This window comes from Marixanthomonas spongiae (assembly GCF_003095375.1).
Lineage (GTDB): Bacteria > Bacteroidota > Bacteroidia > Flavobacteriales > Flavobacteriaceae > Marixanthomonas > Marixanthomonas spongiae.
The window spans coordinates 341,988-355,374 of record NZ_QEHR01000004.1; the positions used below are offsets into that span (position 1 = coordinate 341,988).

Consider the following 13,387-nt stretch of genomic DNA (forward strand, 5'->3'; position numbering starts at 1 on the left):
ACTTTGGTACCCCTTGAAAAAAGGAGAGGGCCAATGTTTTTAAACATTCAATTGTGCTATTAACCTGATACATTGTCCAATTTTTGTTCTGTTTCTGTGATGTTTTCTTCGTATTGCGTTTGTTCGGTACGGGCGTCGTAACCCAGTTCTTCCCTTAAATACCTCGAAAAAATATCGGTATAGCCATGGGTTGCGATTACTTTGTCGCAACCAGTAGCTTTAATGGTGTCGAGCAAGCCGTTCCAGTCGGCATGGTCGCTTAACACAAAGCCTTTGTCAATGGCCCTCCGTCGTCGGGCGCCTCTAAAGGTCATCCAGCCACTAGCGGACGCAGTTACAAAAGGTGCCATTTTGCGTATCCACGTCCCTCCGTGAGCACTGGGCGGTGCGAGCACAATATTGCCTTTAATGGCTTCTTTTTTGGTATCCCTTGTCACACGGACTGTAGCGGGGAATGAATAGTTTTCTCTTAACACTTCGGTCATATTTTCAATGGCGCCGTGGGTATAGATGGTGCCGATAGAAGTGTCTAAATGTTTTAACAAGCGTTGTGCTTTTCCTAAGCTGTAACCAAACAATACTGAGGTTTTCCCTTCTTCTTTATTGGTATTCCACCATGAATTTATATCTGAAAAAACTTCGTTTTGTGGCACCCATTTAAAAGCTGGTAATCCAAAAGTGCATTCTGTGATAAAAGTATGGCAGGAAACTGGTTCAAAAGGTTGGGCGAGGCCGTCGTTTTCGGTTTTAAAATCCCCGGTAAACACCCAGACTTCGCCTTTATATTCCACCCGAACTTGCGACGAAGCTACAATATGTCCGGCAGGGTGAAGGGAAAAAGTTACTCCGTTAATGGTGAAGGTTTCGTTCCACTCTTTTCCGGCAACAACAATATCGCCCAATCTGTGCTTAATGATGGGTACATTGTTGGTGTGCGTAATGTACTGTTTGTGGCCCCAACGGCTATGGTCTGCGTGGCCGTGGGTAACAATGCACTTATCAACGGGTTTCCAGGCATCGATATAGACATCGGCCTGTTTGCAGTAAATACCTTTATCGTTAAAAACAAGTAAGGGTTGCTTCATTAGTACAATTTCATAGCTTTCTAAAAATAAGGTTTTTGAACGCTCTTTTTTACCGAATTAAGAAAAGTTTAAACAAAAACAGCTTGGTTTGCTCAACTTGATTTGGAAATATTTTATATTTGTAATTTAACTCGATACTATGTCATTTACAGATCTTTTTGAAAGTGGGCACCATTCCCGAAACTTGAGCCATTTTGCATCGATAGCGAACATTGCGGCCATTGATGGCGAAATAAACGATGAGGAAGAAAAACTGTTGAAGCGTTTTGCGTATAAACTGGATATTGATGAAGATGAATACAAAGCCGTAATCAAAGACCCTTCGAAATACCCCATACATCCACCAAATAGCTCAGATAGGCGTTTGGAACGGATGCACGATTTGTTTGAAATGATTTTTGCCGATCACGAAATAGACGATCACGAGCGTTTTTTAATTGAGCGCTATGCTATTGGATTGGGCTATTCAACCGAATTGGCGCAAAAACTCATTAAACGTTCCATCGAGATTTATGATGGTGGCTTGAGCCTTGAAGATTACCGGTATTTATTGAATAGAGATAAATAATCGCTTCAGAAATATAATTAGAACACCCAAAATTTATTTGGTTTTGGGTGTTTTTTACTCCCAATAGTTTATCAAATCTTCAATTTCAAAATTGTCATCACCAATATAAATAGTATCCCAGTATATTTTTTCATCTATTTCTACGAAAACTTTATAGTATCCAGAATTTAAGCTTTCTAAATTCACGAAGATACTACTTGAACTTTGATTAAGTAATTTCAATGTTGCATTTGAATCAATTTGAGTTTCTGAATATAGATCTGAATTTAATATTTCATTAAAATCTGTCTCTTGGTAAATTTTTTCAGCATTAGCAGGTGTAATCCAAACATTAGAGATATTTTGGTTAGATTCTAGGTTTAACTGTCCTACCGGGGGATTTGGATAGGCAATAAATTGATTGTTTGTATAAATATTTGGGTTGCCTAATTGAATACCGTCGCCATTTACAGAATTTCTAATATTGATTCCAGTGACTAAATTAAAATCTGTTTCGCTAGAAGTGTTTTCATTAGTATTCTTGTCATCGTCACTGCTGCAACTAACAAATAGAAATATGGATAGTATAATTGTCAAATTTTTCATTGATCTGTATTTTATTTTGCATTTTTCATAAATTCTTCCGCCTTTTCCATCATATTTACGCTGCCGCAGAAAAAAGGAACGCGCTGGTGCAGTTTGGTGGGCTCTATGTCCAAGATGCGGTTAAACCCATCACTGGCTTTTCCGCCAGCTTGTTCGGTCAATAAAGCCATGGGATTGCATTCGTATAATAAACGCAGCTTTCCATCGGGGTTTTTAGAAGTGCTCGGGTAAATGTAAATGCCGCCTTTAATCAAATTTCTATGGAAGTCTGAAACCATCGAGCCAATATACCTCGCAGTGTACGGCCGGTCGCCTTCTTCTTTTTGGCAGTATTTTATATAATCTTTCACACCCTGCGGAAAATGCACGTAATTCCCTTCGTTTACCGAGTAAATATGCCCGTCTTTGGGAAATTTCATATTGGGGTGCGACAAATAATAGGTGCCAATGGCAGGGTTTAATGTAAAGCCATTAACCCCGTGGCCAGTAGTGTAAACGATCATCGTTGAGGTGCCATACACAATGTAGCCGGCGGCCACTTGCCGGTTTCCGGGCTGTAAAAAATCATCGATGGTTACAGGTGAACCGGAAGGCGTTATCCGTCTATAAATGGAAAAAATGGTCCCTACCGAAACATTTACGTCGATATTCGAAGAGCCATCCAACGGATCGATCAATACCACATATTTGTTATCGTTCTTTTCGTTGCGGCCTTTAATGGTAATAAAATCGTCTTCCTCTTCACTGGCTATCCCACAAACAATTTCCCTGTTGGTCAATGTTTTAATAAACGCTTCGTTAGCATAAACATCCAGCTTTTGCTGATCTTCACCTTGTATATTTTGATCGCCGACGGCACCGAGAATATCGACCAAACCGGCTTTGTTCACTTCGTGGTTCACTACTTTAGCCGCCAAGCGAATGGAATTGATCAACCGCGATAACTCGCCCGAAGAGTACTTGAATTCCTCTTGATTTTCAATAATAAATTCGCCTAAGGTTTTGTTTTTGTTTGCCATTTTTATCTAAATAGGTGCATTTTAGTCGCAAATATCGATATTTTTGTCCAAAGCGTATTTTAATTAAACCGAAAAAAGATGGATTTCAACATTCGCAAAAGTACCAAAGAAGACATGCCGGCCGTATTGCACTTGATAAAAGAACTGGCCGATTACGAAAAAATGGAACACGAAGTGGAAATAACCACCGAAGATTTGATAAGAGAAGGCTTTGGCGAACATTCCCTCTTTGACTGTTTTATTGCCGAAAAAGAGGACGGCGAAGTAGTGGGAATGGCATTGGTCTATTTTCGGTTTTCAACCTGGAAAGGGAAAACGCTTCACTTGGAAGATTTAATGGTAAAAAAGGAATACCGGGGCAAAGGCTTGGGGATTGCCATATATTCCGAAGTGATACAATACGGTGCCTCCCACGGCGTAAAACGTATAGAATGGATTGTGCTGGACTGGAACAAAAACGCCATTAAGTTTTATGAAGATACCGGTGCTGAACTGCAAAAGCAATGGTACACCGTGCAAATGGACGAAGAAGGAATTAAAAAATTTGTTGAAAATTTGTAGATGAAAATATTCAAATTTGGAGGAGCGTCCATAAAAGATGCCGATGGCATTAATAACCTTGTAAAGGTGCTTGAAACAACGGGGGAAAAAAATTTGGTGGTGGTTGTTTCGGCAATGGGGAAAATGACCAATGCCTTGGAAAAAGTGGTTACGGCGCATTTGCAACAAGACGATAGGTTAAAAAACCAGCTTTCAAGCATCGAAAACTACCATTTTGATATTTTAAAAAAATTGTTCCCCAATCAAGAACATCCCATTTATAAAGCGGTCTCAGGCCTTTTTGATCAATTGAAAGCTTTTTTGGCTTCTTCAAAATCCAAAAACCACGCATTTGTGTATGATCAAATAGTGAGTTATGGCGAGTTGGTTTCAACAACCATCGTTTCCACGTTTCTTTCCGAAAAAAACATCTCCAATACATGGCTCGACGTTCGCGGCTGTATCAAGACCGATTCCAATTACCGCGACGCAAAAGTAGATTGGGACGTGACCCAAAAGCGAATTACCGATAAAGTGAGCCCAATGGGAATTACCATTACCCAAGGGTTTTTAGGAGCGGAACATGAAAATAACTTTACCACTACCTTAGGGCGCGAAGGGAGCGATTATACCGCAGCGATTTTTGCCTACTGCCTAAACGCTATATCGGTGACCATTTGGAAAGACGTTCCCGGCGTGTTGAACGCCGATCCCAGGTATTTCAGCAAAACGCAGTTGTTGAATAAAATTTCCTACCGGGAAGCGATTGAACTTGCCTTTTACGGCGCGTCGGTCATTCACCCAAAAACGTTGCAGCCCTTGCAGCGAAAGGAAATCCCGTTGTACGTAAAATCGTTTTACAGCCCTCATGATGCCGGCACTTGCGTGGGCAAAGGCGTTGCATTAGACCCTAAAACCTCCTGCTTTATCTTGAAAGACAACTTAGTGCTTATTTCGCTGTCTTCATTAGATTTTAGTTTTATGATGGAAGACAACATAGGCGATGTCTTTAAGTGGTTGCACCAATACAAAATGAAAGTTGAATTGATACAGAATTCGGCCATTAGTTTTTCGGTTTGTGTGGACAATAAATTCAATACCCTTGACGCGCTATTGGTGAAACTACGAGAAAAATTCAGGGTAAAATGGAATGAAGGGGTTACCCTTTACACGGTGCGGCATTCGGCTGTTTCAGAAATTAAAGCTTTGACCGAAAACCGTAAAGTGCTGTTAAAACAGGAAAGCAGGGGCACGGTGCAAATTGTAGTGGAAAATTAGTTGGATTGCTTTCCTTATATTTGTGAAAGCTACAAACGATGCTGCCTCTTAAAAAACAAAAACACCTATGGGATTAGTGAATGCTAAAGAAGTGGCTAAGGCCATCAACGTCGATAACCTCGGCTTTCTGGGCACCTTTATGGGCTGGTCCCTTATGAAGGTGTTGAACATTTCCACCCTTAATAAAATCTATGACCGCAACAAGCATTTAAGCGATTTGGAGTTTATAAACGCCCTACTGGATGAATTTGAAATCAATTTTGAAATCCCTGAAGAAGATTTAAAACGGATTCCTAAAAAAGGGCCATTCATAACCATTTCCAACCATCCGTTGGGCGGAATAGACGGTATTCTTTTGCTGAAATTATTATTGGAACAACGCCCCGATTTTAAGATCATTGCCAATTTTCTGTTGCACCGCATTGAGCCACTGAAGCCTTTTGTAATGCCCGTTAACCCTTTTGAGAACCGAAAAGACGTGAAATCCAGCCTCATGGGGTTCAAACACGCATTGGCGCATGTAAAAGAAGGTCATCCCTTAGGTATTTTCCCAGCCGGGGAAGTTTCAACGTATAGGGACGATAAATTGTTGGTGGACAAACCTTGGGAGCCGGCCGCTATGAAATTGATTAAAAAAGCCGAAGTGCCTGTTGTTCCCATTTATTTTCACGCCAAGAACAGCAAATTGTTCTACCGCATGGCAAAACTGAACGATACCCTACGTACCGCAAAACTCCCTTCGGAATTATTGACTCAAAAAGAACGGGTGATCAAAGTGCGCATTGGGAATGCCATTTCGGTAAAAGATCAAGCCGAACACGAATCGTTAGAAGATTTTACCAACATCCTTAGGCGAAAAACGTATGTGTTGGCCAATCCTTTTCAGAAGAAAAAATCAATCAATACCTTGCCCACTGCTTTAAAAATACCCAAATTGCCCAAAAAAATTGCAGGCCCTATCCCTGTAAAAGACTTGGAAAGTGAAGTTGAAAAGCTACGTGAAAACGACAAACGGCTGCTCATTAGTAAAAACTACGAGGTTTTTTTGGCTCAGGCCGAGACCATTCCCAATATTCTGCGCGAAATAGGACGCCTACGTGAAATCACGTTTCGGGAAGTGGGAGAAGGGACCAACAATGCTGTTGATCTGGACGATTTTGATGCCTATTACCACCATATGTTCTTGTGGGACAATGAGGCAAAAAAGCTGGCCGGCGCCTACCGGATGGGACTTGGGGAGCAAATTTTCAAACAGTTTGGTATCGATGGGTTTTACCTTCAAGATCTTTTTCGTTTTGATCCGGAACTCTTTCCTATGATGAGCAAAAGCATCGAAATGGGCAGGGCATTTATCATTAAAGAATATCAATTGCGGCCCATGCCACTGTTTTTGTTGTGGAAAGGCATTGTGCATACCACGCTTAGATTCCCGAACCATCGGTATTTAATTGGTGGGGTGAGCATTAGCAATAAGTTTTCCGATTTCAGTAAAAGTTTGATGATCGAGTTTATGAAATCGAACTACTATGATCCTTATGTCGCCCAATACATAAAACCCAAAAAAGAATACAAAGTGAGGCTGAAAGATGCCGACAAAGATTTTATTTTTGACGAAAGCGAAGCCGATCTCAATAAATTCGATAAAATAATCGATGAAGTGGAGCCTGGCAATCTACGACTTCCGGTATTGATAAAAAAATACATTAAACAAAACGCTAAAGTGGTGGCTTTTAATGTAGATCCGTTGTTTAACAATGCGGTAGATGGTTTAATGTACATCCGTATTGCCGATTTGCCCGAAAGCACGGTAAAACCCGTTATGGAAGAGTTTCAAGAGGAATTGGAAAAAAAATACGCCAACGGAGGAAAAAAAGAAGAGGAATAGCTTAGTTAACGCTTAAACTACTGTACTTGGCTTTTATCATCATGAAAACCCCGTAAGCGATGAGCCCAAGGGCAATAACCCCCAAAACCACCGAGCCAAATTCATCTTGAAGAAAACCAAAAGCTTGTGTTTTATCCACTTTTTCGGTAGCTTCAGAAAAAGCTCTCCTAAACATTAAAAAAGCCATAATGGCCACAACGATGCCCCGGGCGGTAAGTCCAATCTTGGCTGCTGGCAACAACGCTTTTTTTGCTTTTTTGTCCAACCCTGCTTCGTCAAGCTCTTCCCTAAATTTACCGGAATACGCTTGATAGAACTAATAAACGGACTTAACCAGTAAAGCCAAACCTATTGCGATTGCCACAGCCTTGATGTCAAGCATGTTCAGGAGAAAAGAATTTTCCCCGCCTCCTGAAGTGTTTCCCAGTACCTGTTTACTTGCTGAAAAGGCCAAAAAGCCGTAGAATGCGCCGCTTATAAAATAACTGAAACGTTTTACCAGTGCTTTAAATTCAGTGCCGTTGTTTTTAGGATCGGCAAAAGCTTGGTACCACCGCCAAAAAACGTAGCCCAGAAGCCCAATGGCTGTGATGATGAGCAATACCTTGCCAAATGGCTGTTTAGAAATAAAGTCCAGTGCATTGCTGCTGCCAGACTTTTGACCGCCGAGACCAAACGCCGCAAAAGCGGTTAGACCCCCAATTAAGACATATACAAACCCTTTTGTGGCGACCCCGAAACGGGCAAAATTTTGTTTTTTGTTTCCCATCTCAATTTTAATTGCTGTGTCAAGGTACTGATAAAAAGCAATATAGAGGCTATAATTCGGAAGATTAACGATATTCTGGATTTTCAAAATTCCACCGGGTGCCATCGTCCCAGTCGGCACGGGAGTTTCCGTAGGCGGGATAGCCGTCTTGCTCTTTTAGCATCTTGGCCAAGTGCAACAGGTTGTAGGTCATAAACGTAGTGTTGCGGTTGGTGAAACTGTTGTTTTTGGCACCGCTTTCTTCATCTCTGTAACTGGGGCCAGGCCCTGCTTCGCCAATCCAACCACAATCTGCTTGCGGCGGAATGCTGTAGCCTACGTGCTGCAAAGAATATAAAATGTTCATGGCACAATGTTTAATACCGTCCTCATTGCCGGTAATGATACAGCCGCCTGCTTTTCCGTAGAAATAATATTGTCCTTTGTCGTTTTGTTTGCCGCTCATTGCATACAGACGTTCAATGAGTTTGGTGGCTTCGGAAGATTTGTCCCCTAACCAAATTGGGGTGCCGATAATTAAAATATCGGCGGCGTCCACCTTTTCCCAGAGTTTGGGCCACGCGTCGGTTTTGGTACCGTGCTCGGTCATATCAAAATACACGCCAGGTGCCACATCGTGATCGACAAAGCGGATAATTTCGACCGAAACACCTTCCGCTTTCATAATATGTGCCGAAACATCGATCAAGCCACGGGTATGGCTCATTCTTGGCGACTGCTTTAAAGTACAATTAACATACAGTGCGCTGAGGTTGCTGAAATCTGGTTTTTCTGAAGCCATAAGTGTCCTTTTTTGTATTCGATAGGTCGAAAGAGAACAAGGATACTTTCGGGTTACCGAAATAAAAAATCCCCAAAGAATTTCATTGGGGATTGATAATGTTAGTTAACCTGAGTTGTAAAGAAATTAAAACCAAGGTTTCTCACCCACTTGGTAGGTGTTGTAAAACTCTTCATCGCTTTTGGTAAGGTAAATGATGCCTTCGATAAGGCCTACGATACCAGTGGCCATTAAAATGAAAATTCCAACTCCTAAACAGGACGTGGCATAGCCAATCAATGAAGCGACCAAAAGGATGATACCTTCTTTATTATACCCTAAAATAAATTTGTGAATGCCCAATGAACCTAATACAATGGCCAAGATGCCGGCCATTAGTTTTTTGTTGTCTTGGTTTTGCGTGGCTTGGTTCCAGCCTTCTTTAAATTCGTTGGCCGAACTTTTGGCTTCATTTTCAAAATTTCCAGCAGTATTGTCGGTGTTTTTTTTGGTGCTGTCGTAATCTTCGTTTGTATTTTGTTCCATAATTGCGTTTGGTTAAATTTTATGCAATGTAAATGTAACAAAAATTATGATATGAAAGCACTATCTATTGGTTCCCAAAGTTCTATTTTGTTTCCTTCGGGATCGAGTATCCAACCAAATTTCCCGTATTCGTATTCCTCTATTTCACCCACAACGGTTACGCCTTCTTCTTTGAGTGTTTTGAGTAATTCAACTAAATTTTCAACCCGGAAATTCATCATAAATTCTTTTTCGCTGGGTTTAAAGTATTCTGTATTCTCATCAAAAGGGCTCCATTGTGTGGAACATTTGTTGCCTTTTTCGTCGTTCCACCAAAAGGTACAGCCGTAGTCATCCGTGTTTAGCCCTAAATGTTTGTTATACCAGTTTCTTACGGCTTTTGGATCTTTGCTTTTGAAAAAGAATCCGCCTAAGCCTGTCACTCTTTTTTTCATGTGTCTAATTTTTAAATTTTTCCAATATTTTCTCTACAATCGTTTCGGCTAATTTTATTCTGCTTTCAACCGTCCAACCAGCTATATGCGGACTTACCATCACTTGTTCCATTTGTAGCAATTGCTGAAGCGGTACGGGCATTTCTTCTGAAGTGAAAAGCGATTCGAACGAGAGTTTTTCATATTCCAGCACATCAAGGCCTGCTCCCAGAACTTTTCCGCTTTGCAAGGCTGAAACCAAATCGGCTGTTATTACACTTTTTCCACGAGCGGTGTTAATGAACCAAAACGGTTTGCTGAAACTGTTGATAAAATTGGTATTGATCATTTTATCGGTCAAAGGCGTCCAAGGGGTGTGCAGGCTAAGTACATCTGCCATTTCCTGTAGGGTTTTAAGCGAAACTTGTGTTGCATGTTTGTCGCCTACATCGTCTTTAATGTCATAACACAGCACAGTACAATCAAAACCTTGCAGTTTTTTGGCAAAAGCTTTGCCCATATTTCCGTAGCCAATAAGACCGACTGTTTTTCCGTCCAGTTCGGTGCCCCGGTTGGCTTCCCGGTTCCATTGGCCTTTTTTTACCTCGGAATTTGCTTTGTTCAACTTATTGAACAAGGACAACAACATTCCTAAAGCATGTTCGCCCACGGCATTTCGGTTGCCTTCCGGGGCGGCGATTAAATGGATATTCTTGCTTCTGGCATATTCAGTATCGATACTTTCAAGACCGGCGCCAACACGGGCGATAAATTTCAGATTTTTGGCGGCATCGATAAATTGTTGGTCTATTTTAAAGCGGCTTCTAATAACAACGCCATCGTAGTTTTTTATCTTTTTTTCAATTTCTTCTTTTGAGGCGGAGTAATCTTCATCATTCACATAACCAGCATTAGAAAGCCGTTCTACTAAAAGCGGATGGTTTTTATCTAAGTGAAGGATTTTCATGGGTTAGATTTTTGGATAGTTGGAAATTGTTTTTTCATCATTAACATTTCCGGTATGTTTCGTGGTTTGTTTTTCAAACAGCAACACGTGCACCTCTTGACCATTTTGGGTTTTGGGGCAATGTTCCACCCCTTTGGGGACCACAATCAGTTCACCTTCTTTGACCACTTCAACTTTATCGCGAAAATGCATTTCAAGGGTTCCTTTCTGCACAAAAAATAGCTCGTCTTCATTTTCGTGTTTATGCCAAACAAATTCATCCTTCAGTTTTGCGAGAAGCACTTGCATGTCATCTACAACAGCTATTTGATGCGGATGCCAATGTTTACTGAATGATGTGAATTTTTTCTGAAGGTTTATTGCATTCAATTTCTATCGGTTTATAGAAACAAATTACGAATTTCTTCGGTAATTCGTGTAGGTTTTTGCGATTTTAGTTCAACAAAACACCACAGGGTTTTAGCATTGACCATTGTTTTTCCGTCTTTTTTTCTGAAAATCTTGTAATGACGTTCGCTTTTTACGCCTTCGGCAGAGGTAACCCACGTTTCAATTTGCAGTTCTTCGCCTTCAAAAGCCGGGTTTTTGTATTCGATAAAATGGTTAAGCACCACCCAGAAGTAGTTGGAATGCAGTTCTTTTGGTGCTTTCGAGAACCAGTGTTTTTCAGCAATGTCGATGCACCATTGTAAATAGGTGATATTGTTGACGTGACCATTGACATCGATTGCCGATTTGGGAACAGTGAAGGTATTTGAAAAAACCGCGCTCAAAACCCTAAAATTAGTTTAGCAATGGTAAAATAAATTAAAATACCACAAATGTCGTTACTGGTGGTGATAAAAGGACCGGTGGCCATGGCAGGGTCTATGCCCATCCTGTCCAAAATAATGGGAACGAGCGTACCGATTAACGATGCACTTATAATGACCGACGTCAACGAAATAGCGATGGTGAGCCCAAATTTAAAATCTAAGCCCATAATAATCGTACCGGCGGCAATTAAAAGCAACGAAAGCACAAAACCGTTGAACAAGCTGAGCACCACTTCTTTAAAAAGCCGTTTCATTAAAGGGTCCCTAAGGGTTTTGTTCGCCAATCCTTGCATGACAATGGCAGACGACTGCACGCCTACGTTACCGGCCATAGCAGCAATAAGCGGCACAAAAAAGAACAATGCGGCGTGGTCTGCAATAGCATCGGAAAAAGTGCCCAACACCGTAACACTTACAAAACCACCTACCAGTGCCAAAATAAGCCAAGGCAAGCGCGCCCGGATAATTTTCCGCATGCTGTCATCGGCTTCTACGTCTTCTGAAATACCTGCTGCAAGCTGGTAATCGCGGTCGGCTTCTTCTTTAATGAAATCCACAATGTCATCAATGGTAATGCGCCCCACCAAAACGCCATTCTCATCGACTACCGGAATGGCTTCGAGGTCGTATTTTTGCATAATGCGGGCCACTTCTTCATTTTCGGTATGAACGGTCACATAATCCACCTTGGGGATGAACACATCGCTTATGTGCGCTTTTTCACCAGCTGTCAATAAGTCTTTTAGCGAAAGACGCCCCGTTAATTTGCCTTCTTTGTTCACCACGTAAATAGAATGGACGCGCGTAACGTTTTTGGCCTGTCGCCGCATTTCGCGCACGCAGCCGGCAACGGTCCAGGTTTCTTTAACGCGCACCAGCTCTTTGGCCATGAGGGCTCCAGCGGTATCTTCTTCATACTTGAGCAATTCTACGATATCGGCAACATGCTCGGTATCTTCAATTTCCTTGATAACCTGTTTTTGGATGTCCTCATGGAGTTCGCCCATCACGTCCACTGCGTCGTCGGTGTCCATTTCTTCCAGTTCGGCAGCGATTTCTTTTGGAGATAGGCGCTCCAATATTTTTTCACGGATGTCTTCGTCCAGCTCGATCAATGCTTCGGAAGTAATATCGCTTTCCAAAAGTTTAATGAGGTAGGTGGCCTCTTCAGAATCCAGTTCTTCGAGTATTTCGGCTATATCGGCAAAGTGGAATTCCTCTAACTGCTGGCGTAGCGCATCGCCATCTTTGTTGGCAATGAGCTGTTCTATTTGCGCTATGTAATCATCAGTGAGTTGAAACTGCATCGTTTTCTATCTTTTGCGTGAGCGAAATGAACTGGGAGACCGAGAGTTGCTCGGGACGTTGGCCAAAGATACTATCTTCTTTCAGCTTATCGGAAATATTGAGGGTTTTTAAACTGTTTCTTAACGTTTTCCTGCGTTGCTGAAATGCCGTTTTAACCACTTTGTAAAACAGTTTTTCATCGCAGGGAAGCGAAAAATTTGCTTTTCGCCTTAACCTAAGTACGCCGCTATCCACTTTTGGCGGTGGATTGAAAACCCCGGGCTTTACGGTAAACAAATATTCGGCATCGTAGAACGCTTGGGTAAGTACCGAAAGGATTCCGTAGGTTTTGCTGCCTTCTTTTTCACAAATGCGTTGGGCGACTTCTTTTTGAAACATACCTGAAAATTCAGGGATCTGCGTTCTATATTCCAGCGTTTTGAAGACAATTTGCGTGGAAATGTTATACGGGAAGTTGCCAATTATGGCAAAAGGTTCTTTCCCGAACAAATCGCTTAATTCCGTTTTTAAAAAATCGGCTTCTAAAATCTGCAGGTTTTCATTGGGGTAGTTTTTTTCTAAATAATCAATGGATTCGCTGTCCAAATCCATCGCGATTACCTGAATGTCTTTCTTAATAAGATACTTTGTGAGTACACCCATCCCGGGGCCAATTTCCAGCACGTTTTTATAGCCTTTTAAGGTAAGGCTATTGCTTATTTTTTCGGCAATGCGCTCATCGTGCAGGAAATGCTGTCCCAAATGTTTTTTGGCGCGTACTTGTTTGCTCATATTAATCGTGATAATGGGCTAAATATACTGTTAATGAATAAGAAACGGATAACCTGACGGAATAAAAAAAAGTAAAAA

General features: G+C 41.5%; 17 protein-coding genes. 4 read left to right on the top strand and 13 right to left on the bottom strand.

Annotation, left to right across the window (positions count from 1 at the left end):
* Window positions 1-59: 59 nt before the first annotated feature.
* On the bottom strand, window positions 60-1,085 hold the full coding sequence (locus DDV96_RS07980; protein WP_116694225.1) for a ligase-associated DNA damage response exonuclease: 1,026 nt from the start codon (window positions 1,083-1,085) through the stop codon (window positions 60-62).
* Window positions 1,086-1,224: 139 nt separating this feature from the next.
* Here DDV96_RS07980 and DDV96_RS07985 point away from each other — a divergent pair, with 139 nt between their 5' ends.
* Complete coding sequence (locus DDV96_RS07985; protein WP_116694226.1) at window positions 1,225-1,653, top strand: tellurite resistance TerB family protein; 429 nt, start codon at window positions 1,225-1,227, stop codon at window positions 1,651-1,653.
* A gap of 54 nt (window positions 1,654-1,707) precedes the next feature.
* Here the strand turns inward: DDV96_RS07985 and DDV96_RS07990 are convergent, their stop codons facing one another.
* A complete protein-coding gene (locus DDV96_RS07990; protein WP_116694227.1) occupies window positions 1,708-2,238 on the bottom strand; it encodes a hypothetical protein in 531 nt (176 codons plus the stop codon).
* Between the two features lie 11 nt (window positions 2,239-2,249).
* Window positions 2,250-3,257: a class 1 fructose-bisphosphatase gene (gene fbp / locus DDV96_RS07995; protein ID WP_116694228.1), complete on the bottom strand. Its 1,008-nt coding sequence runs from the start codon at window positions 3,255-3,257 to the stop codon at window positions 2,250-2,252.
* 78 nt (window positions 3,258-3,335) lie between these two features.
* Between fbp and DDV96_RS08000 the strand changes: the two genes are divergently transcribed.
* The 3 genes from DDV96_RS08000 to DDV96_RS08010 all read left to right on the top strand — a co-directional run bounded on the left by DDV96_RS08000 (window position 3,336) and on the right by DDV96_RS08010 (window position 6,960).
* Window positions 3,336-3,818: a GNAT family N-acetyltransferase gene (locus DDV96_RS08000; RefSeq protein WP_116694229.1), complete on the top strand. Its 483-nt coding sequence runs from the start codon at window positions 3,336-3,338 to the stop codon at window positions 3,816-3,818.
* Complete coding sequence (locus DDV96_RS08005) at window positions 3,819-5,075, top strand: aspartate kinase (RefSeq protein WP_116694230.1); 1,257 nt, start codon at window positions 3,819-3,821, stop codon at window positions 5,073-5,075.
* Window positions 5,076-5,142: 67 nt separating this feature from the next.
* Window positions 5,143-6,960 carry a GNAT family N-acyltransferase gene (locus DDV96_RS08010; RefSeq protein ID WP_116694231.1) on the top strand — a complete coding sequence of 606 codons (1,818 nt, stop codon included), beginning with the start codon at window positions 5,143-5,145 and terminating at the stop codon, window positions 6,958-6,960.
* A 1-nt stretch (window position 6,961) separates the two neighbouring features.
* On the opposite strand, the gene DDV96_RS08015 is transcribed toward DDV96_RS08010, so the two are convergent.
* From DDV96_RS08015 to rsmA, 10 genes are all read right to left on the bottom strand, one after another.
* A complete protein-coding gene (locus DDV96_RS08015) occupies window positions 6,962-7,225 on the bottom strand; it encodes a DUF1206 domain-containing protein (RefSeq protein ID WP_116694232.1) in 264 nt (87 codons plus the stop codon).
* 51 nt (window positions 7,226-7,276) lie between these two features.
* The gene (locus DDV96_RS08020) at window positions 7,277-7,729 is read right to left on the bottom strand and encodes a DUF1206 domain-containing protein (RefSeq protein ID WP_165805986.1); all 453 of its coding nucleotides are present in this window, start codon (window positions 7,727-7,729) and stop codon (window positions 7,277-7,279) included.
* A 64-nt stretch (window positions 7,730-7,793) separates the two neighbouring features.
* A complete protein-coding gene (locus DDV96_RS08025; RefSeq protein ID WP_116694234.1) occupies window positions 7,794-8,510 on the bottom strand; it encodes a flavodoxin family protein in 717 nt (238 codons plus the stop codon).
* 126 nt (window positions 8,511-8,636) lie between these two features.
* Window positions 8,637-9,035 (bottom strand): TM2 domain-containing protein, encoded by a 399-nt coding sequence (locus DDV96_RS08030; RefSeq protein WP_116694235.1) that lies wholly within the window; start codon window positions 9,033-9,035, stop codon window positions 8,637-8,639.
* 44 nt (window positions 9,036-9,079) lie between these two features.
* Window positions 9,080-9,469, bottom strand: a complete 390-nt coding sequence (locus tag DDV96_RS08035) for a VOC family protein (protein ID WP_116694236.1) — start codon at window positions 9,467-9,469, stop codon at window positions 9,080-9,082.
* A 4-nt stretch (window positions 9,470-9,473) separates the two neighbouring features.
* On the bottom strand, window positions 9,474-10,415 hold the full coding sequence (locus DDV96_RS08040) for a 2-hydroxyacid dehydrogenase (protein WP_116694237.1): 942 nt from the start codon (window positions 10,413-10,415) through the stop codon (window positions 9,474-9,476).
* 3 nt (window positions 10,416-10,418) lie between these two features.
* The gene (locus DDV96_RS08045) at window positions 10,419-10,784 is read right to left on the bottom strand and encodes a cupin domain-containing protein (RefSeq protein ID WP_116694238.1); all 366 of its coding nucleotides are present in this window, start codon (window positions 10,782-10,784) and stop codon (window positions 10,419-10,421) included.
* 11 nt (window positions 10,785-10,795) lie between these two features.
* Complete coding sequence (locus tag DDV96_RS08050) at window positions 10,796-11,188, bottom strand: acyl-CoA thioesterase (protein WP_116694239.1); 393 nt, start codon at window positions 11,186-11,188, stop codon at window positions 10,796-10,798.
* On the bottom strand, window positions 11,185-12,537 hold the full coding sequence (mgtE, locus tag DDV96_RS08055) for a magnesium transporter (RefSeq protein ID WP_116694240.1): 1,353 nt from the start codon (window positions 12,535-12,537) through the stop codon (window positions 11,185-11,187). Before mgtE ends, DDV96_RS08050 begins: the two co-directional genes overlap by 4 nt.
* Complete coding sequence (rsmA, locus tag DDV96_RS08060) at window positions 12,518-13,309, bottom strand: 16S rRNA (adenine(1518)-N(6)/adenine(1519)-N(6))-dimethyltransferase RsmA (RefSeq protein WP_116694241.1); 792 nt, start codon at window positions 13,307-13,309, stop codon at window positions 12,518-12,520. The genes mgtE and rsmA overlap by 20 nt, the downstream gene beginning before the upstream one ends.
* Window positions 13,310-13,387 lie beyond the last annotated feature (78 nt).